At 50.7% G+C, this 18,373-nt stretch carries 12 protein-coding genes; 4 read left to right on the top strand and 8 right to left on the bottom strand.

Features of this window, described 5'->3' with window-relative positions; translation table 11 throughout:
- Positions 1-22: 22 nt before the first annotated feature.
- From AB8516_RS04970 to AB8516_RS04960, 3 genes are all read right to left on the bottom strand, one after another.
- On the bottom strand, positions 23-3,166 hold the full coding sequence (locus tag AB8516_RS04970) for an efflux RND transporter permease subunit (protein ID WP_369158650.1): 3,144 nt from the start codon (positions 3,164-3,166) through the stop codon (positions 23-25).
- On the bottom strand, positions 3,163-4,482 hold the full coding sequence (locus AB8516_RS04965; RefSeq protein WP_369158648.1) for an efflux RND transporter periplasmic adaptor subunit: 1,320 nt from the start codon (positions 4,480-4,482) through the stop codon (positions 3,163-3,165). Before AB8516_RS04965 ends, AB8516_RS04970 begins: the two co-directional genes overlap by 4 nt.
- 216 nt (positions 4,483-4,698) lie before the next feature.
- The gene (locus AB8516_RS04960; protein ID WP_369158646.1) at positions 4,699-5,205 is read right to left on the bottom strand and encodes a cyclic nucleotide-binding/CBS domain-containing protein; all 507 of its coding nucleotides are present in this window, start codon (positions 5,203-5,205) and stop codon (positions 4,699-4,701) included.
- Between the two features lie 964 nt (positions 5,206-6,169).
- Here AB8516_RS04960 and AB8516_RS04955 point away from each other — a divergent pair.
- The 4 genes from AB8516_RS04955 (at position 6,170) to AB8516_RS04940 (ending at position 12,109) form a co-directional block, all read left to right on the top strand.
- Entirely contained in the window at positions 6,170-10,873 is a 4,704-nt protein-coding gene (locus AB8516_RS04955) for an RHS repeat-associated core domain-containing protein (RefSeq protein WP_369158644.1), read from the top strand.
- Positions 10,870-11,184: a hypothetical protein gene (locus tag AB8516_RS04950; protein ID WP_369158642.1), complete on the top strand. Its 315-nt coding sequence runs from the start codon at positions 10,870-10,872 to the stop codon at positions 11,182-11,184. Before AB8516_RS04955 ends, AB8516_RS04950 begins: the two co-directional genes overlap by 4 nt.
- Before the next feature lie 132 nt (positions 11,185-11,316).
- The gene (locus AB8516_RS04945; protein ID WP_369163230.1) at positions 11,317-11,688 is read left to right on the top strand and encodes an RHS repeat domain-containing protein; all 372 of its coding nucleotides are present in this window, start codon (positions 11,317-11,319) and stop codon (positions 11,686-11,688) included.
- Entirely contained in the window at positions 11,666-12,109 is a 444-nt protein-coding gene (locus AB8516_RS04940) for a hypothetical protein (protein WP_369158640.1), read from the top strand. Before AB8516_RS04945 ends, AB8516_RS04940 begins: the two co-directional genes overlap by 23 nt.
- Before the next feature lie 440 nt (positions 12,110-12,549).
- Here AB8516_RS04940 and rsgA read toward each other — a convergent pair whose 3' ends face one another.
- From rsgA to AB8516_RS04915, 5 genes are all read right to left on the bottom strand, one after another.
- Entirely contained in the window at positions 12,550-13,644 is a 1,095-nt protein-coding gene (gene rsgA / locus AB8516_RS04935) for a ribosome small subunit-dependent GTPase A (protein ID WP_369158638.1), read from the bottom strand.
- A gap of 248 nt (positions 13,645-13,892) precedes the next feature.
- Positions 13,893-14,612 (bottom strand): hypothetical protein, encoded by a 720-nt coding sequence (locus AB8516_RS04930; RefSeq protein ID WP_369158636.1) that lies wholly within the window; start codon positions 14,610-14,612, stop codon positions 13,893-13,895.
- 163 nt (positions 14,613-14,775) lie between these two features.
- Complete coding sequence (locus AB8516_RS04925; protein ID WP_369158634.1) at positions 14,776-14,973, bottom strand: hypothetical protein; 198 nt, start codon at positions 14,971-14,973, stop codon at positions 14,776-14,778.
- 43 nt (positions 14,974-15,016) lie between these two features.
- A complete protein-coding gene (locus AB8516_RS04920; RefSeq protein WP_369158632.1) occupies positions 15,017-15,886 on the bottom strand; it encodes an alpha/beta hydrolase in 870 nt (289 codons plus the stop codon).
- Complete coding sequence (locus tag AB8516_RS04915; RefSeq protein ID WP_369158630.1) at positions 15,883-18,324, bottom strand: spermidine synthase; 2,442 nt, start codon at positions 18,322-18,324, stop codon at positions 15,883-15,885. Before AB8516_RS04915 ends, AB8516_RS04920 begins: the two co-directional genes overlap by 4 nt.
- Positions 18,325-18,373: the final 49 nt, after the last annotated feature.

Genomic DNA, 18,373 nt, shown 5'->3' with positions numbered 1-18,373 from the left:
GAAACCTGTGCCCATCCGGGTACTAGGCGCCCGTCAACTCCTCGTTCTTTCCGGAGATCTCCTCATCACTTTCATTGTGTAGTTCACCGAGCAGATTAAAATCATCCAGAATACAGTAGACGGCGGGGACCAGAAACAGCGCAACCAGGGTGGCTGCCGTCAGGCCGAAAGCGATACTGGCGGCGAGCGGGATCAGGATCTGTGCCTGCAGACTCTTTTCCAGCAACAGGGGGGTCAATCCTGCGATGGTACTGATCGAGGTTAGCAGGATTGGTCTGAACCGTGCCCGACCTGCCTGTTTGGCGGCCACGGCCACGGGTATCCCCGCGGCGCGGTGGTCACGGATAAAGACCACCAGCAGGATCGAATCATTGACGACCACGCCAAACAGGGAGGCCATACCGACGATACTGGGCATGGTCAGATCGAGCCCCAGGGCCATGTGACCGAAAATCACGCCAATCAGGGCCGACGGGATCACTATCATCACTGTGATGGGAGCGAGATAGCCCTTGAATTGCAGTGCCAGCAACATATAGACACCGACCAGGCCGAGCAGGACATTGCGCACGATAGACTGGCCTGTCTTCGCCGACTCCTTGCTCTCTCCCTGGATATCGAACTGGATATCGGGGTAGCGCTCCAGGAGTTCGGGAATGAAGCTGCGCTTGGCCAATGCCAACAGCTCCTGCGCATTGGCCTTGCTGCGGTCCACGTCGCCCTGCAGGGTGACGGTCCGTTGCCGGTTGACCCGGTTGATACGGGCCCAGCCTCTGACCTCCTCGATATCGGCAACCACGGAGAGGGGGATGAGGGAGCCGCCGGGGCCGGTGATGCTGAGATTGTAGAGATCTTCCGCGTCTGTACGATCATCCGCGATCAGCCTGAGATTGACTTCGTAGGTCTCGGGGCCGACGGGAAACTCGTCGATCTTGATACCCTGATAGGAGGCCCGGACCTGTTCCGCAACCTGTTGCGCATTGAGTCCCAAAACACCCGCTCCCGGCTTTAAATGGAGCCGGTATTCCCGTTTTCCGGGACGCAGATCATCACTCAGATCATTCACCCCCTGGTGGGCGTTGAGCCAGTCCTGCAGCTCGTTGGAAGCCTGTTTCAGACGCGCCAGGTCATACCCCATCAGGCGCAGGTCGATGGGGCGCCCGCCCGGGCCGAAGGTGGGTTCGGTGAATTTGACCGAAATCACGTCGGTGAGCGCGCCCGTCTCCTGGCGCCAGCGGTTGATCACGTCATCCAGTTTTGCATTTCTGATCTCGGCGCTGAGCAGGTCGGCAACCACGCGGGCGACATGGGGGCCGGTTTCATAGGCATCCGGGTTCTGACCATAGATGACAGTGATGTTCTCCACCAGCGGCTGCTGCTCCGGCTGCTGTTGCAGGAAGGCCTGGTTGGTGCGCTGCAGTGCAGTACTTATCTCGTGCACGATGGATTCAGTGTGTGCCAGGGGTGTCCCCTGGGGCAACAGGACCCGGGCCTCGATGACATCGCCGTCAAGATCGGGGAATCCGACGAACTTCAGTTTTCCGCCCACCGGCATGGCCACGGCGAGGATAAGCAGCATCAGCACGATACCGAGGGTTAAATAGCGATACTCGATGGCGCGGTCCAGCAAGGGACCGAAGTAAGCTTCTCGAAGGTGGTCAAAGCCGGTTTCAAACCGTTCCCTGAAGCGGGAGACCCGCTTGCGATTCATGTGCGCCAGGGAGTGGCTTAAATGGTGCGGCAGAATCAGGAAGGCCTCCAGCAGACTGACGCTGATGACCATGATCAAGACCATCGGCATGATGCGCAGGATTTGACCGATATCCCCGGTGATGAAGGCAAGGGAGCCGAACACCAGCAGTGTGGTGGCAAACGAGGAGGCGATGCCGGGCAATACCTGGCGCACACCGGTGATTGCGGCTTGCAGCGGTTTATCACCCTTGGCCATACGCGAGGCGATATTCTCAGCGATGACGATCGCATCATCCATCAACAGACCAATGCCGATCAGCAGTCCTACCATGGAGATCATATTGATGGTGACGCCGATGACCGGCAGGATGAAGAGGGCGCCGAGAAAGGAGACCGGCAGACCCATGGTTACCCAGAAACTGTAACGCAAGCTGAAGAACAGCCAGAGTACGAAAAACACCGCCACAAGACCCTGGGCACCGTTGCGCACCAGCATATCGAGCCGATCCTGAACCACCGAGGCACGGTCCTGGGTCAGCGTAAGTTGGAGACCTTCCGGGGCGGTCAGGTTTTCCCTCGCCACGAACGTCTCCACCCTGGCGAGGACGTTTAGAATGTCCTGTGAACGGGTCTTGGCAATATTGAGAATGGCCGCACGCTGGCCATTGAAGCTGATCTTCTCCTCGTCACGATCGAAGCGATCGGTGATGCGCGCGATATCGCCGAGCCGGATAGTGGCACCGCTGCTGCCGGAGATCACCACCAGGTCGTAGAAATCGTCCACCTGCTTGCGTTGATCGTCGAAGCGCAGCAGGATCTCTTCCCTGTCTCCTTCCAGGCGTCCGGCTGGGGTGCTGATGCTGTGCCGGCCGATGGCGTTGGCCACATCCTGCGCAGACAGGCCATATTGCCGAAGTCGCCAGGCAGGAATTTCAATTCGTATATGGTGATCCGAAAAGCCGTTGATAGTGACCTCGGCGATCTTCTCTTGTGTCAGCAGTTTGGACTTGAGGTGTTCCGCATAGGCCTTCAAGGCCACCGGGTCGTCCGGACCGGTTACCGCTATGGAGATCACCGCGTCGGTTCGACCCAACTCCTCGATCACCGGCAGCTCGGTCTCGGCAGGGAAGTCATCGATGGCATCGATCTCCGCATTCACATCATCGAGGAAGCGGGTCATCTGCGCCCCTTCCAGCATCACCGCGGTGGCCACGCCCAGGCCCTCGCGTGATTCACAGGTCATCTCATCCAGGCTGCTGATCCCCTCCAGGGCATCCTCAAGGCGGCGGCAGATGGCATCCTCCACCTCATCCGCGGTTGCCCCTTTGTAGACGACCCGGACCTCGACTTTGTCGTTCTGGATCTCCGGCAGGGTTTCCCGCTGCAGACCGGGCAGGGCGGTCAGGCCGAGAATCATGATCGATGCCATCAGCAGGTTGGCGGCAGTGGGATGCCGGGCGAACCAGTCGATCATTGTTCACCCTTCGCGGCGGCAGAGAGCGCCTCTTCGATCTCTGTGTCCGTCTTTGTGTCGAGCCGCATACCACTGACGGCAGGCACCAGGTCGGAAACGATGATCTTCTGGCCGGCGGTTACGCCGGATGCGACGATGCTGATCTCTCCCTGACTGAACAGCAGATCCACCGGCTGACGGCGCAGGCGATTCTCCTCATCGGCCAGGTAGACGACGCCATCCCTGATTGCGGAACGGGGTATCACGATACGTTCGGGTTGCGGTTTTCCCTGCAACATAACCTGCACGAACATCCCCTTCGAGAGGGGCGGGCGGATACCCGGTTCGATCTTCTCAAAGGGTCTGTCGACGGCGACCACAACACCCATGGTGCGGGTCTCCGGATCCACGTTGTCACTGAATCGTACGAACTCAGCCTCCCACTCGGCGATTGTCGTACCCAGATCGAGCCTGACCCGTGGCTTCAGTGCGACGAAGTCCGCCAGATTACCCTCCAGGATATCGGTGGTGATGTCCCGCCGCTCGCGACCGATAAAGAGTCGACGCAGGGATGCCATCGGAAATCGCGCGATGATCTCGACCCGATCCACCGCATCCCCGGCAAGCAGGGTCTCCCCCTTGCCGACATATTGGTCGACCTCGATACTCATGTTGGCAACCCGCAGGTTGAATGGTGCGAGCAGGCGGGTATTCTGCAGATCCCGCTCGGCCTGGGTCCGCTTGGCCGCCAGGACCTTGCGCTTGGTGGGTATCAACGCCAGGGTGTTTTTGACATTCTGTACCGCATTCCGACTGGCGAGCAGGTTGCGTTCGGTATCATCCACGGCGCTCTGGGATGCGGTACCTTTTTTTGCCAGTTTGCTGACCCGTTGAAACTCCCGTTGCGCAATGCCCAGACTACGCTCTTCGATCGACAGCGAGGCCTTGGCATTCGATGCCTCCACCTCCAATTCGGCCAGTTCCGCCTCGGCCTGGGCCAGGTTGAGCTGATAATCGGCGGGATCGATCTGCACCAGCAGACTGCCCCCACTGATGATTTCGCCGTCTCTGAGTCGTGGATGAATATCAACGATGCGGCCTGCCACCTGCGCCACCGCGTTCCAGACCCGTGCGGGCTGTACGGTGCCATACCCTTCCGCCACCGGAACCAGTTCGAGCTGGCGGGCCTCCACGGTGCGTACCAGTTTGGTGGGTTCGCCACGCTCCACCTTCAGTGGTGGTTGTCTGTTGCCGGCCATCACCATCAGTATCAGGATACCCAGTGCGATGGGGGGCAGGATCAGCAATTTGCGCCAATGGGGGTGGTTGTCAAGCATAGTGAGTGCGTACCATGGTGATCGGGTCAGTAGACACGATGCCGGGCACGCAATCTATAGAACCGAGGTATTGTGATACTGAAACCTGGGCAAGCAATTATTTCAGTAACGCATCGACCCAGCGGGGAAAACCAGTCTATTCCGGGCAGGGCAACAGCCTAATGATCTCACTCTCAAAGAGCGGAAGCAATTGGGCATTCAGTCGAGAGATGGGCCTTACTTCAGGGTGCGGTCAGCGAGCTGCATCATGTCCGGGATATGGGAAATCAACATGCCGATCACCACCAGCACGACAACCAGTGTGATACCCCCCACCAGGTTGACAAGGATGTTCTTGGAAGAGTTGTGATCAGCCAGGGCGTGGGCGACTTCCGACATATTGACCAAACCCTGGAGATTGTCATGGCGGTAGACCAGAAGACGGCGGCAGCGATTGCGACGCATCAGCTTGATGGCATAGGCGCAGGAACTGTCGGAGGAGACGGAGATCAGGTTGCGGGTACAGACTTCGCCCAAATTTAGTGCATCCGGATCCTTGCCCGCACCAACAACGCGCGTCAACAGGTCACGCTCGGTGAAAAGTCCGATAACCTCACCATTTTCGGTAACCACAAGTGAACCGAGTCCGTGTTCCGCCATATAGGCTGCCGCGGTTTGTATGTTGGTGCTGCTGTCTAGGGAAGCGACGGACTCAGTGATGAACTTGCTTAGGTTGCATGCCATGGATATATCCCTGTTATTGAAGTGTGGCTGGTGTTTGATATTGACTGCCAAAGATCAGCAATTTCCACGCCATTGGTGCAATTGTGGTTACAAATAGAGCAGACTCATGGCCACTCTTCAGCTATTGCAGCTGTTCATTGGTGTGGCATTCCGGGTTATGTTTGCATGTCGTTGCGATGACCGTTCTTTAACGATTACAGATCGATAACAAGTATTGGCTCAATATGACCCGGCGATTCGAAAGCCGTTTCTCGGGGCTGGTCGGTATGAGTTACATACTCAAGGTAGCTTGCCGAAAGTTGGGGTATCATCTAACGCCGAATCTTGGTGCTATGCGCCTGATGACCACATAGAAGAAAGTTTCCAAACCTCAGCAAGAACAATTAAACAGACTTATAATCTTAACTTGATGATATATGCCATCGTGTTATAGCATTACCGCTACAATCAGCAAGGAAGCTTAGGTTAATAATATAGAATTACTCTATTTTTTAAAAAACCCATTGTCATGGAAGACTGGGTGTCAGGTTGTGTCCTTGATAGCGTAAGTTAGATTCGCTCTCTCTATTCTGTCTATGCCATCTCCCCCAGTACTTCCACAATATAGAACTGACGCCCGATAGATCGTTTTGGATCCGTCAGTAGCGTTCAATTATCCTAGTTAGGTGATAACAAGATGATTACAGGGACGTACTGCAAACTATCAATACCGTTTTCTTTCGCCAAGGACAATATGAGACGGTCAACATGTGTCCATTGCCTTCTAGTTTTCACACTTCTTTTGCTAATCGCTCAATCAGTCAATGGGGCCATACCACGAGTATGTTATGACAGATATATTGAGACTGGAGCAAGACCGCTGGAAGCAGGCGCACGCCCTATAGATATATTAACTGGATGTAAAGTAATTGCAGCTACAGCACGTGATGGCCTTAGTGGTCCCATTTGCACTGCCAATAGCGGCATGGCATATATCGACGAATTCTGTGAAACGACTTGTCCGGAAGAGAAATCAGTTGAAGAGTGTTTTTGCATTTTAGGAGAATATCCTAACCAGTTTGCCTACCCTGGCGATAGGCCGCCATGTATATTTCCACCTGAAGAAGACCCGGTTGATGAACCACAAGAAGAAAAACAAAAAGGAGAGAGTTGTGACGGTGAAGGCAATCCGTGTAGTCCAGCATCAGGTAATAAATATCAAAAAGAAATAGACTATCGATCCTATAATGGACAGCTGGAAATTGTACGGCACTATAACAGCCTTAGCCCCAAAGACGGCGTGTTTGGATTTGGTTGGACCAGCACTATTACCAGGAGGCTTGTATTCGATGAAACAACGCAGAATAGGGTGTCAATCGAGCAGGCAAATGGTCGTAGTGAGACTTGGATAAATCGAGATGGTGACTGGATCGGCGATCCCGATACGTTGCTGAGACTTGAAGCGGGTGGTACCGGATTTAGGCTTATTCATCGCAGTGGTGAAATCGAAAATTATGATACATCCGGTCGACTACTAAATACCATGAGCCTTCAAGGCCAGACTGCCAACTTTACCTATGACGCAGAAGAAAGACTGGCACGCGTTACCGGGCCATTCGGCCGAGAACTCAACATCACTTATAATACGAGCAACCAGATCATCTCGGTTATCACCCCTGATGGTGAACTGCATTACGATTATGACGAGGTTGGTAATTTAGCATCCGTCACCTACCCGGATGGGCGTGCTGTAACATACCACTATGAAGATGCCAATTATCCTCACAATCTCACTGGCATCACCGACGAAAATGGTACTCGCTACGCCACTTGGGCATATGACAGCAATGGCAGAGTAATAAGCTCTGAGCATGCAGGTGAGACGGATAAAGTAGAGCTTACCTACAATAGTGACGGTAGCACAACAGTCAGCGACATGCTCGGTGCCGAACGTACATATCATTTTGTTACTTTACATGGTGTGAGGAAAGTGCAAACCATCCAAGGAGATCCATGTAAGACCTGTAAAAATAGCGATATGCGAGAGAGGACATATGATGAAAACGGAAGATTGACTGGATACATCGATTGGGTAGGTAATCAAACCCGTCTCAGCTATAACAATAGAGGACTCGTACAGACTCGCATTGAAGCAGTCGCAGAGCAGGAGGAACGAACTACCACAACCGAGTGGCATTCAGAGTTCAATCTGCCGACGCAGATAAATAAGCAAGACTCTTCCAGTACCTTTACCTATGACAGCACTGGTCGATTGCTCACCAGAACCATATCCGATAGTGCAACAAACATATCATCAACCTATACCTACTCCTATGCCCCTCATGGTGAAAGTGGAGCGGGTTTACTGGCCGCTATCGATGGCCCATTACCAGGCAATGGCGATATCATACACTATCACTATGACTCGCTCGGCAACCTCATTGCGATCGGCAATGCCTTAGGGCATACAACTCGTATTACTCGGCATGATCCATCAGGCCGCCCCATGGTCATAGAAGATCCAAACGGCCTAGTCACCAGCCTGAGCTACGATAACCGGGGGCGTCTCATACAACAAAGACTCAGTAATGACGCTTCTATACGCACGACAGACTATGACTATGACGCGGTTGGCAACCTTGTCCAGACAACCGAACCCGCTGGGATTAGAACCACCTACTTCTATGACGTCGCTCATCACCTTATCGCTATTGAAGATCAGTTAGGAAATCGCGTCGACTATACACTGGATGCCATGGGTAATCGATTGACTGCACAGATCAGAGATCCACATGGTACATTGATGCGCACCCAACAGTGGATTTATGATCAATTGAGTCGACTACGCCAACAACTCGATAGTCAACAGAACAATACCGAATACAGCTATGATGCCAATGGCAATCTGAGTCAAACTTTTGATCCCAGTCGTAATGCTACGATCCATAGTTACGACGCGCTTGATCGTCTAATTCAGACAACCGATGCACTCAATGGTATTACCCAATACAACTATGATGTTGAGGACAGACTCAACAGTGTTACTGATCCTCTCGGACGAACCACTCACTATGAGTATGACGGTCTTGGCAATCTGATTCTATTATCTAGCCCTGATACTGGCACCGCCCGTTATACCTATGACGAGGTAGGCAATCGTCTCAGCAAGCATGATGCCAGAGGGATTGAAACCTCCTATACCTATGACGAATTGTACCGCCTCACCGCAATTCACTATCGGGATAGTAGTAAGGATGTGAACTTCACCTATGATCAGGGCAGCAATGGTATCGGACAACTCACTGGTATGAGTGATGGCGAGGGCGAAACAGACTTCATATACAATACCTTTGGGGAGATGATTCGGAAAACCCGTACCAGTAGGGATGGTATTATCACAACGTTTACCTATGCTTACGATGCCCTAGGCAACCTGCATAGCCAAACCTATCCATCTGGCAATACGCTGCTGTTTAGTTACAGTTATGGCAAGCTCGATGGTATAACATTACAAAAATCAGACGGCACCACCCAATCCCTAGTGACTCATTTACATTATCTTCCCTTCGGGTCGATACAGTCCTTACAGTATGGCAACGGCCTGATCCTAAATCGAAGTTATGATCAAGATTACCGTATGACAGAGCAACTGATTCCTGGATTGTTAGAGAACCGCTATGGACATGACCTAGTTGGCAACATAGAGACTTGGCAAGATCTGCTTGACAACGACAGGGAACAGCAGTTCAGTTACGATTCACTAAACAGATTGACAAGAGCTACAGAGGGTTCCAGTTACACGACTGGTTATCGTTATGATGCTATCGGCAACCGTCTAAGTACAATAACAATGACAGGACGTACAGTCATAAGTACCACCACGATGCTACCCATCTATGATGAAGCAGGCAATGCGATTCAATATAGGCGTGGTCACTATCACTATGACGACACGAATCGTATGACAGCGTTCAACGATCAAGAAACAGAGGCGAGTTATGGATACAATGGCAAGGGAGAACGTGTACGTAAAACCGTGGATGGAATCACCACGCATTTTCGATATGGTCAGGCAGGCCAATTGCTGGGTGAATACAATCAAGCCGGTCAACCGATCCGCGAATATATCTACCTCGACGGGCAACCCATCGCCCTCATCCGCAAGCAACAGAGCGCTCCCGTCACCTTGTTGCAGAGTATCAACCTCAACCATACTGCACAAACTGTCGATTTAGGGCAACACACCACCACCCCGGTGATCATCGCCAGTCCACTCACCTACAACGGCGGCCAGGGAGCCGTAGCGGCCCTCAACAACATTACCGCAACACAAGCCAGCGTCCAGGTTAAAGAGTGGGACTACCTCGACGGCGGCCATTACCCGGAAGATATATCTCTGCTCGCCTTACCTCCGGGGCGCTATCCCCAAGCCGACGGCAGTATCTGGGAAGTGGGTCACTTCACCCTCTCAGGTACCCGGCAATGGCACAGTATCAGCTTCAATGAAATCTTTGAAGGCACACCCTACCTGTTTCTCACCCAACAGAGCCAAAACGACGTAGAAACTACCAGCGTACGGGCTAGAAACGTCAGCACCACAGGCTTCCAGGCCTTTATGCAGGAACAGGAGAGCCTCAACGATGGCCATAGCACAGAGACCATCGGTTATCTCGCCATTTACAGCCCCAACCAAGGGGGCACAGCAGACCTCTTTGGCGCCAGCTTCAATTACCAGCTGAGCCAACTGTCACTCAACCACACCTGGACAGCCCAAGGTGATCAGGAATTAAAAATTCAGGAAGAGGCCTCCCGTAACAGCGAACTTGGCCATACCACCGAGACCCTCGATATCCTGCAAATCGAAGGCCACCTATTTGCCCAGGATGTCACCACCAATGGCTGGGACACCATGGCGCTCAGACGCAGAGGCCCAACTTCCTCGGTCCTGTTAAGTGGTAATCCGATAGAGCAGGGCGTAGTTTATCTTCATACCGATCATCTGGGTGCAGTGGTAAAAGCCACGGATAGTGATCAGAACTTGGTGTGGGATGCTGTACGGAAACCATTTGGGGAACGAGCAGTCACCACAGCACAAATTGAGATGCTATTGGGGTTTCCGGGTCAGTACTTCGATGAAGAAACAGGGAACTATTACAACTACTATCGAGACTACGATCCCAGCACCGGGCGGTACATCCAGAGTGACCCGATTGGCCTAGCGGGTGGGCTGAATACCTATGCGTATGTTGGAGGAAATCCTTTGAGCTTTGTCGATCCTTTTGGTCTTGTAAAAGTCTGTTTATATCCAGAAGGAGCGAATGGGTTGGGGCATGTCGGTTTCGGCTTGCCATGGGATGGGGGCTATACATATGGTCTCTATCCATCGACGAACCCAGTTCTTAGTCCCGGTAACATACTTCCAGATGATCACTATTTTGTGTCAGAATGTATTGATTATCCGAGCACGCAATCACAGGATCAATGTATGCAAAAATGCCGTGATGATGTTAGAAGAAATAAGGAATGGTATTTTCTACCCACATATAGCTGCTATATATTTACACATAATTGCTTGAATGAATGCGGGGTTACACCGTGGTCAATTCCGTCTCCGTTTCCAAATGATGCGATGTATAATTCGCTTAATCCGTCAGTTGGTTCAGGTCACGGGTTGGGCGTTTCTCCATGAGCATTAAAAAAATAATTACACTCATTGTATTATTGCTTGTTGTAACAGCATTCATTCTTTCTTTATATTTTTTCTATACTATTTCGGGCTATGAGTGGAAGTCTGGATATATAGACAATGGGTTTATTCAGGTGCTTTACTATACGGGTGTATTATTATGTATGCCTGTATCTTTTTTGTTGATGTTGTTCTTGCACCTTTTTCCGGCATCCTTATCTGATCAGCAAGTGCATGTGTTAGTTACCTTGGGTGGTGCAGTGCTCTCCGCTTATATTACTTACAAAGCGTTTAAGTTTATAATTAACAAATAAATATCTCTGCTCGAAACAATTGTGGACAGGCCGCTTATTAACGGGAGCCGCGCTGGGCGCTTTTCCGGTGTCTAACAGCATCGTACCTCGGATTTGTCTGCAAGCCCATGAACCCCTCACCAATTCACTACGATCTACAACTACTTTAGGGATTATGATCCGGGTACGGGGAGGTACTTGCAGTCAGATCCTATTGGACTATTAGGTGGAATGAACATATATGCATATGCAAAGATGAATCCATTATTATGGAGCGATCCTTCAGGGTTTATACCTTATCTGCCTTTTTCTAAAAGAGGTCCTTTTGGGCCGCTCTGTGGCGCAGAAGGTACTGATGCTGCAACGTGGATTCCAGATCTTACTCCAGCTGCGTGTAGAGAGCATGATGACTGTTATGCAAATTGCGCAAAGAGATGTGCTAGCTATACCTGCAAAGAAATATGTGATATTGATCTAATGACAAAAAAATTTCATATATGGAATGGCAACATTTGGTATTGGTGATAGTGCATATGATGAAGCTAAGAAAAAAAGAGGGATGTCCATGCAGTCCATAAATACGTTTGATCTTATGTTCAGAATTCTGCTTTTTATTCATACAATCATTATACTAGTCGGTGTTGTTTGGTTTTCAAATACACTTTCATTTATGCATAATATTGGGGGAATGTTATTTATAGTGAGTGGTATAGCGATAAGTTTAATAGATTTTAAACACTATGATACAAGGAGTGTAACAAAAGTTTATTTAATACTTGCTGTTATGGGTATAGTGGCATCTATTATATACGCATATGGATACTGGATTAAGGCTGAATATCATGGTGCATCAATGATACGTGTTTACATAATGACTGCAGTGGGTTTGATATATTTATATTTTTCATTCAGACCGTTCCTTAAGGGCGCATCTAGCAACAATTAACAAAACTCTGAAATATCTTCATGGAGTGGAGGGGAGAACAGGGACATCCATCCATCGTTTATCCTCAAGGGAAGCGATTGATTCCGAGATCATCGTGCTTAGATTACATGCATTAATGCGGCCCTGTTGTTATAGTGACTGATAACGACTTCTGCCTATAGCTGACGAAACTGTTTACGCAATTTCCGCGCCATCGATACTACAGCCTGGCCCGGCTGGTTCAGTGGAGGATGCATGACAAGTAGACTATTAACGACGATTCACTCCCTGAACCACTGATTACCTTAGGTACGAACAGATGCGTTAGATAGATTCCTTGATTCCCACGCGGGAGCATTGGATGGAGACTAACTATGTGTAAGTCACCCCGTGTGCTGGTGGAATTACACCGAAGCGGCGCTTTTTTAGATTTCCTGTGCAGGTATTTGTTAGCTAAGCACTCATTCTCTTGATTTAAATCTCCTAGAGCTTTTTAGCGCGTTCTTATAAAAACGACCCAGTGCCCTGTCATTGTAACGCCGTTCTGCAAGAGACTCGTTGTTGCGTGTCTGTTCTGACAGTAATTTATGGTAGTTATCGAGACGACGTTGCTCAAGCCTGCCTGCTTTAATCTGTTCGACAACGGCGCAACCGGGTTCTGTCGTATGGCGGCAATTCTTGAATCGGCACTTTTTCGCCATAATATCGATATCTGAAAAAGCGGTTTTAATGCCTTCTTCAGTATCGATCATCTGTAATTCCCTCATACCCGGGTTGTCGAGTAGTAGCCCGCCTCCAGGTAAGCAATGCAGACTTCTGGATGTCGTGGTATGACGTCCTTTACTGTCGCTTTCGCGAACAGCAGCTGTAGTCTGGTCTTGATTCCCTTTCAGACTATTGATGATGGTTGATTTGCCAACGCCAGATGAACCGAGCAATGCAACTGTCTGTCCAGCCTCAATCCATTTTTTCAATACACTGAGACTCGGGGTGTCTGTGGCATTCACCATCTCGACTTGCAGGTTCGGGTGGTCATGCGATATGGCCCCGAAATAGGGTGCAGTATCTGAACACAAATCGATTTTTGTCAACACCACTACACAGTGGATATTGGACTCGGCAGCGATTGCTAAATAGCGCTCTATCCTGTTGATGCTGAATTCATCGTTGCATGAGGTGACGATGAATACGGTATCTATATTTGATGCTATGAGTTGAACTGATGACTCCCTTCCCGCGCTTCTACGCTTGATAAGCGATTTACGCTCAAGTATCTGAAGCGGTTGAAAGTTCAGGTCGACCAGCAACCAGTCCCCAATTGCAGGGTGTCCTTCAGGCGGTTCGTCTCGCCAATAATAGGTGGATAATTGGAGGTTCTTTTGTTGATTCTCGCGATCCAAACCAACACACTCTATGAGGTTGCGTTGTACGGTAACAACACGAAATGGAAGCTGTGATTCAAGTGATTCCAGATCGAGCTGAGACTGAAAATGATGACTCCAGCCCAACTCAGTAAGGTTGTGAATTTGCATTGTTGTTATCCCAAAATAATGCATGACGAAACAGCACGTGCCGATGTTGGCATGCTGAAACTATTGGGATTCTTATGAATCCCGGCATACAGGCCGGGCAATGAGAGGGGAGCTGAGCGTGGGAGTTCGTGTCAGGAACTGTTTCGAATGCGCGACTAACCCTTAATGCTGGCCTGTAAATAGTGGATAACAATCATCTAAACGCCTTTTTCTGGATTTTTCCAAGTATCGTTCAAGTATAACACTTTCGAGGATACGGTAATATTGTTCATTTAATCTTTCTCACGTATCGGCTGTGCAGCGGCGAGTTCGACAGCTTCCCCGACGGACACCAGGGACCAGCGGCGGTCATCCTGGTCGCGGTACAATTCGTCGTTGATGTCAAAGAACAGGATTCGTCCACCGAGTCCGCGCTTGCGGAGGGTACTCAACTCCTCGAACAGCACCTGACTGTAATTTGTCTCGACGATGATGGCCTGGGCAAGGTCGATCACGGCGGTGAAGACGTAGAACCACATGTTCATCTCCCGAGCCGGAGACACGCCATCGGGCGGCATCTCATGTTCGGGCACTTCGATACACAGAGGTTCTGGCGGTGGATCAGGGCGGCACCCGGGCCAGAGCAGCATGGTGTAGTATCCGGCCTGATCCAGCCGGGCGGTCAACCTGCCGATTCTGGGCATGAAATTCTCCGCCTTCCAGGTGAGAAGCGCGAGTGCTTTTTCCAGATCGACTTCCTGGTCTTCAGTGATCTTCAGAAAAAACTTCTCGTCAAACTGTCGGGACCAGAGGACGAGGCAAAACGGATGCTCGAACTCCGCGCGGAGCGTCTGGGCATAACGACGTGCCTCTGCGGTGCACCAGTTCCCTTCCAGCCCCGTCGACGCGTCGATTTTAAGCATCTGCTGACCAGCTTTCATCACTGCTTGCCGTAAACCTTCCCTGCGGGTCCGGTACTCCTTTAACCACCTTTCGTAGAGTTCATCACTCATAACGACGCTTCGCTTCCATTGTCATGTGCTCGGGTAAATTAAGGTGATTCAATAGGTATCCCTTTTACGGTATCAACCATTACACCTAAGAGAAGGGATGCGGTAAAACCGGTACCCCAGCCCTTCAGGCCCAACAAGCCCACCGGATTGGTTTTAACAGGCCTTAGTGAACTTCCTTATATTTAGTGAAATTGTACTTACTCTCCAGTTCAGCCCTTTCCTTATCTGAAACCGAAAAGTAGTATTTTTTCCATCCCGGGCAAAAATTAATATGCCAACGCCAAAGCCTGCCCGCTATGGATTTTGGATTATCGTCATATTTCTTTCTTATTTTACAGTTTTCACAACTCTGCTCTGGCATGTCCATTCTCCTTTATTGCAGGTTGAAGCTAAGCATAATTCATTCACTCGAATCTGTCTGGTGCTTTGGTGAAAAAGTCGAGTACTAACTTCGTTCTTGCTGAATGTGCTACCGGGTCTCGATCCATATAAGGATGAGAAAAATCGTCTCCATCCAATACTCTGGCCCCTCGTTGTTGAGCTTCGATTCTCAATAGTGAAGTCATATCAGAATCCAGTATTTGATCCTTTTTTCCGGTTATTACAAAGATCTTACTGGCATCATGCGGAAGATTATTTACTGGATCAATAGTTTCAGGACAGCCATAACCTGAAAATTTGCTCGGACTTGAATCAATGATTGCGGAGTCATACTCTGCACCTGAACCGATTGCGTTCATAATGACAGCACCGCCGAGAGAGATGCCGTAAAGGAGGCGTTTGTCGTATTTGGAATTTAGAAAAGTTATTATTTCTTTATAGTCTTCTATGATTGCGTTTATTCTTCTTTTTCCTTCTGAGTTGCCATAACCTCTATAGTCGAATATGTATACGTCGTATCCATTTGATGCCAGATATTTCAGAGACGTGATAATCTGATCTGCGATCATGGCGTTTCCCAGTGCCATCAGAACGTATCCTTTCGGTGGGATTCTTTTATTTTCTCTATAGTGTGAGTTGTATTTATATCCTCTAAGAATTTTGTTATCAGAGGTAGTATATTGTGTTTGCTCAATCAGTGGAGATACCAATGCTCTGTTTTTATCAGGTCCCGGTGCAGCGGAACTCCAAAGCCAAAAAAGAAAGGGTTCTTGTATAGATCCACATACTGTTTTTTCTCTGTCCTCTGCTTCAGCAGTACTAACAAGATGGATGAGAGAGAAAAATAGAATTACTTGTAATTTCATATCAGGGAGAAAGTAGTCGATAGTCAATTATGGATTTTGGTTTCATCGGCTAAAGTTGGAAAAGCCACCAATATCGAAAGATAGAGCAGGGTTGCGACAAGGATAACCGCAGTAAACCCAAGATCAATGGCGATCAGCGTCGCTGATCCTGCACTGATCACCGAGGCATAACCGTTGATACCCCATGCCCAGGGGATGAGATTGGAGGATTGCTGTTTCAGTGAGGAGATGGCCAACGGAAAAGGCATCCCCATGAAGAACGCCAAAGGTGCAATAAGCAGTGTGGAGATCACGAACTTGTACACCATGGTGAGATGACCCAGCAGTTCGAACAACGGCTCCAACAGAAACAGATAGCCGATGCTTACGAATGCGATGACCAGGACCGACAGGGTTGCTATACGATAGTGTGAACGGTTTTGCGCCAGGCGTTCGCTGACATAACTGCCTAAGCCTGCAAACAGCAGGAATCCTGCGAGGGAGATCGAGATGGCATAGATGGGATGGTGCAGAAAACGTATGAATTTCTGAATGAAAGCGATCTCGATAAAGAGGAATGCCAAACCGATGCCGAAAAAGTAGTAGAAGACACGCCAGCGGCTGATCCCATCGTCCGCAGTTCCTCTGCTGCGCGAGATGATGCTCAAGGGCAGCAGTATCAGCAGGGCGCTCAGCAGTGCGGTGATCACCAGGGTAAGGATAAGGATGATGTAGCCCCACTCGATCAGCGGCATACCACCTTGGTGTCTTAGCTTCAATGCCTCGAAAAAGCTCTCCCACTTGAAGAAGTGGTGGAAATAGGGTCGGTCGTCTGAAGCGGGCTGGAGATCGAATTTATAACTCGCCAGGAGTTGATCCTTATCACCCGAGACGATCTGTTTGCTTGCCCGATAGAAATAGGGTTCGCGCAGGCGGTTGTAACGATTCGCCTGATCCTCGCTGAGGCGATGGCTGTAGGCTTGATCGAAGAGCCTGGCCTGACAAAAGACCCCAGCACGGTCCAGTTCCTCTGAAGTAAAGGCCCCGTTCTTTACCAGCAGCGTTGCGGTCTGCCAGTTTCGAATCAGCAGCAGGCGTTTATCCGGTTCATCCAGCCCCAGGGACTCCATCGCCTGATGTGCGGTGAGGAAGAGTTTGAGGGTGTCCCTAGGAGGGATTTTGATCCAACGGGTGATGGCGAGATAGCCATCCGAGGCCAGGTGTGAAAGGTAGAGGGCCAGCGCCTCCCGGGTATAGAGATAACTTTCGTTCAGGGCATAGAGGCCTGACGACGAGGCACTGGCCGCATCAACCAAGGCGAGCTGGATCAGGTCGTACTTTTTATCGCTTTGGCCGAGGAAATCCCGCGCCTCGGCGATATGCAGCCTGGTGTAGGGATTGTCGTAGATCTCACCGGCGAACCCTTGATAGTCGTGCCTTAGCAGCTCAACCAGCTGCGGGTTGAGTTCCAGGGCATCCACCGATTCCACCTGGTGGTGGCGCGCCAGCAGCAGGTCGGAGCCGGTGCCACTGCCGATCACCAGCAATTCATCCGGTTTCCGCAGATGGTAGGGGAGAGCCGAGGTTGTTCGGTCGAGGTAGCCTAGGGATTCGAGGTCGCCGCTGAAGCGGGTGATGGCGGACATGTTGTCCGCGTCGGTAAAGAGTCCCAGCTGTTGCGGCGGTTCCCGCGGATTGAGCAGGCTCAGACCCGGTGCGTGGCGCAGCGGCATCTCATCGCTTGCGACAAGGGTGAGGTGGCCCAGGGGACTGGAGTATCGATCCACAATGCGCGTGCCTTTGATCTGCAGTGTCTGCATCAGGCCCTTGTAGGGGGAGATGTTGAGCGTGATCCGGGGTGCGGCAATAAGCAGCAGCACCATGGTGAGTATGAGCGGAAGAGAGAGCCGGGCTTTGGAGGGGAGATTGAGTTCCCATATCGCAATGGCTGTGGCGGCCAGGCCGGCAAGGGTGATTGTGACGAGTATCTGTTCCGGCTTCAGCAGGAACATGATGAGCACTATGCCCAATGCGCCTATGCCTGCCCCCAGCAGATCAATGGCATAGATGGCGGAGACCTGTCTCTCGCTGTAGACCATGAAGGTCATGCAGATTGCACTGGCGGTGAAAATGAACGGCAGTGCAAGCAGCAGGCAGATGATCACCAGGTTGAGGGCCTGGCGAAAATCCCAGAACAGTTCCTCGCTGTTGAAACTGAGCGACTGTGCTATCAGGAATGCTCCCAGGGCGCTAAGGGCGAATAGCAGCAGGGAGAGCGGGAAGAACCATCGGTAGTGGCGGGCGATTGTGGGTTGAATGGTCGAGAGCAGGCTGCCGCTGATGCCGTAACCCAGCAGTGCCAGTGCGATGATCATGTAGGCGAAGTGGTGCCATTGAATGATCGAGAAGAGCCGCATCAGCAGAATCTCATATCCCAGCGCCGATGCTGAGAGAATGGCGATCGATAGGTAGGGTGGACGAATCATAGCAATTTTGAATGTTGAATTAATGTGCGGGCTTCGCCCGCTTTTTTAT

Source organism: Candidatus Thiodiazotropha sp. LNASS1, from assembly GCF_964212655.1.
Classification (GTDB): Bacteria; Pseudomonadota; Gammaproteobacteria; order Chromatiales; family Chromatiaceae; genus Thiodiazotropha.
This window is presented reverse-complemented; position numbering and strand designations above follow the sequence as displayed.

Coding starts and splice junctions, on each gene's coding strand:
- AB8516_RS04970 (WP_369158650.1), bottom strand. CDS start 3,166: ATGATCGACTGGTTCGCCCGGCATCCCACTGCCGCCAACCTGCTGATG.
- AB8516_RS04965 (WP_369158648.1), bottom strand. CDS start 4,482: ATGCTTGACAACCACCCCCATTGGCGCAAATTGCTGATCCTGCCCCCC.
- AB8516_RS04960 (WP_369158646.1), bottom strand. CDS start 5,205: ATGGCATGCAACCTAAGCAAGTTCATCACTGAGTCCGTCGCTTCCCTA.
- AB8516_RS04955 (WP_369158644.1), top strand. CDS start 6,170: ATGGCATATATCGACGAATTCTGTGAAACGACTTGTCCGGAAGAGAAA.
- AB8516_RS04950 (WP_369158642.1), top strand. CDS start 10,870: ATGAGCATTAAAAAAATAATTACACTCATTGTATTATTGCTTGTTGTA.
- AB8516_RS04940 (WP_369158640.1), top strand. CDS start 11,666: ATGGCAACATTTGGTATTGGTGATAGTGCATATGATGAAGCTAAGAAA.
- rsgA (WP_369158638.1), bottom strand. CDS start 13,644: ATGCATTATTTTGGGATAACAACAATGCAAATTCACAACCTTACTGAG.
- AB8516_RS04930 (WP_369158636.1), bottom strand. CDS start 14,612: ATGAGTGATGAACTCTACGAAAGGTGGTTAAAGGAGTACCGGACCCGC.
- AB8516_RS04925 (WP_369158634.1), bottom strand. CDS start 14,973: ATGCCAGAGCAGAGTTGTGAAAACTGTAAAATAAGAAAGAAATATGAC.
- AB8516_RS04915 (WP_369158630.1), bottom strand. CDS start 18,324: ATGATTCGTCCACCCTACCTATCGATCGCCATTCTCTCAGCATCGGCG.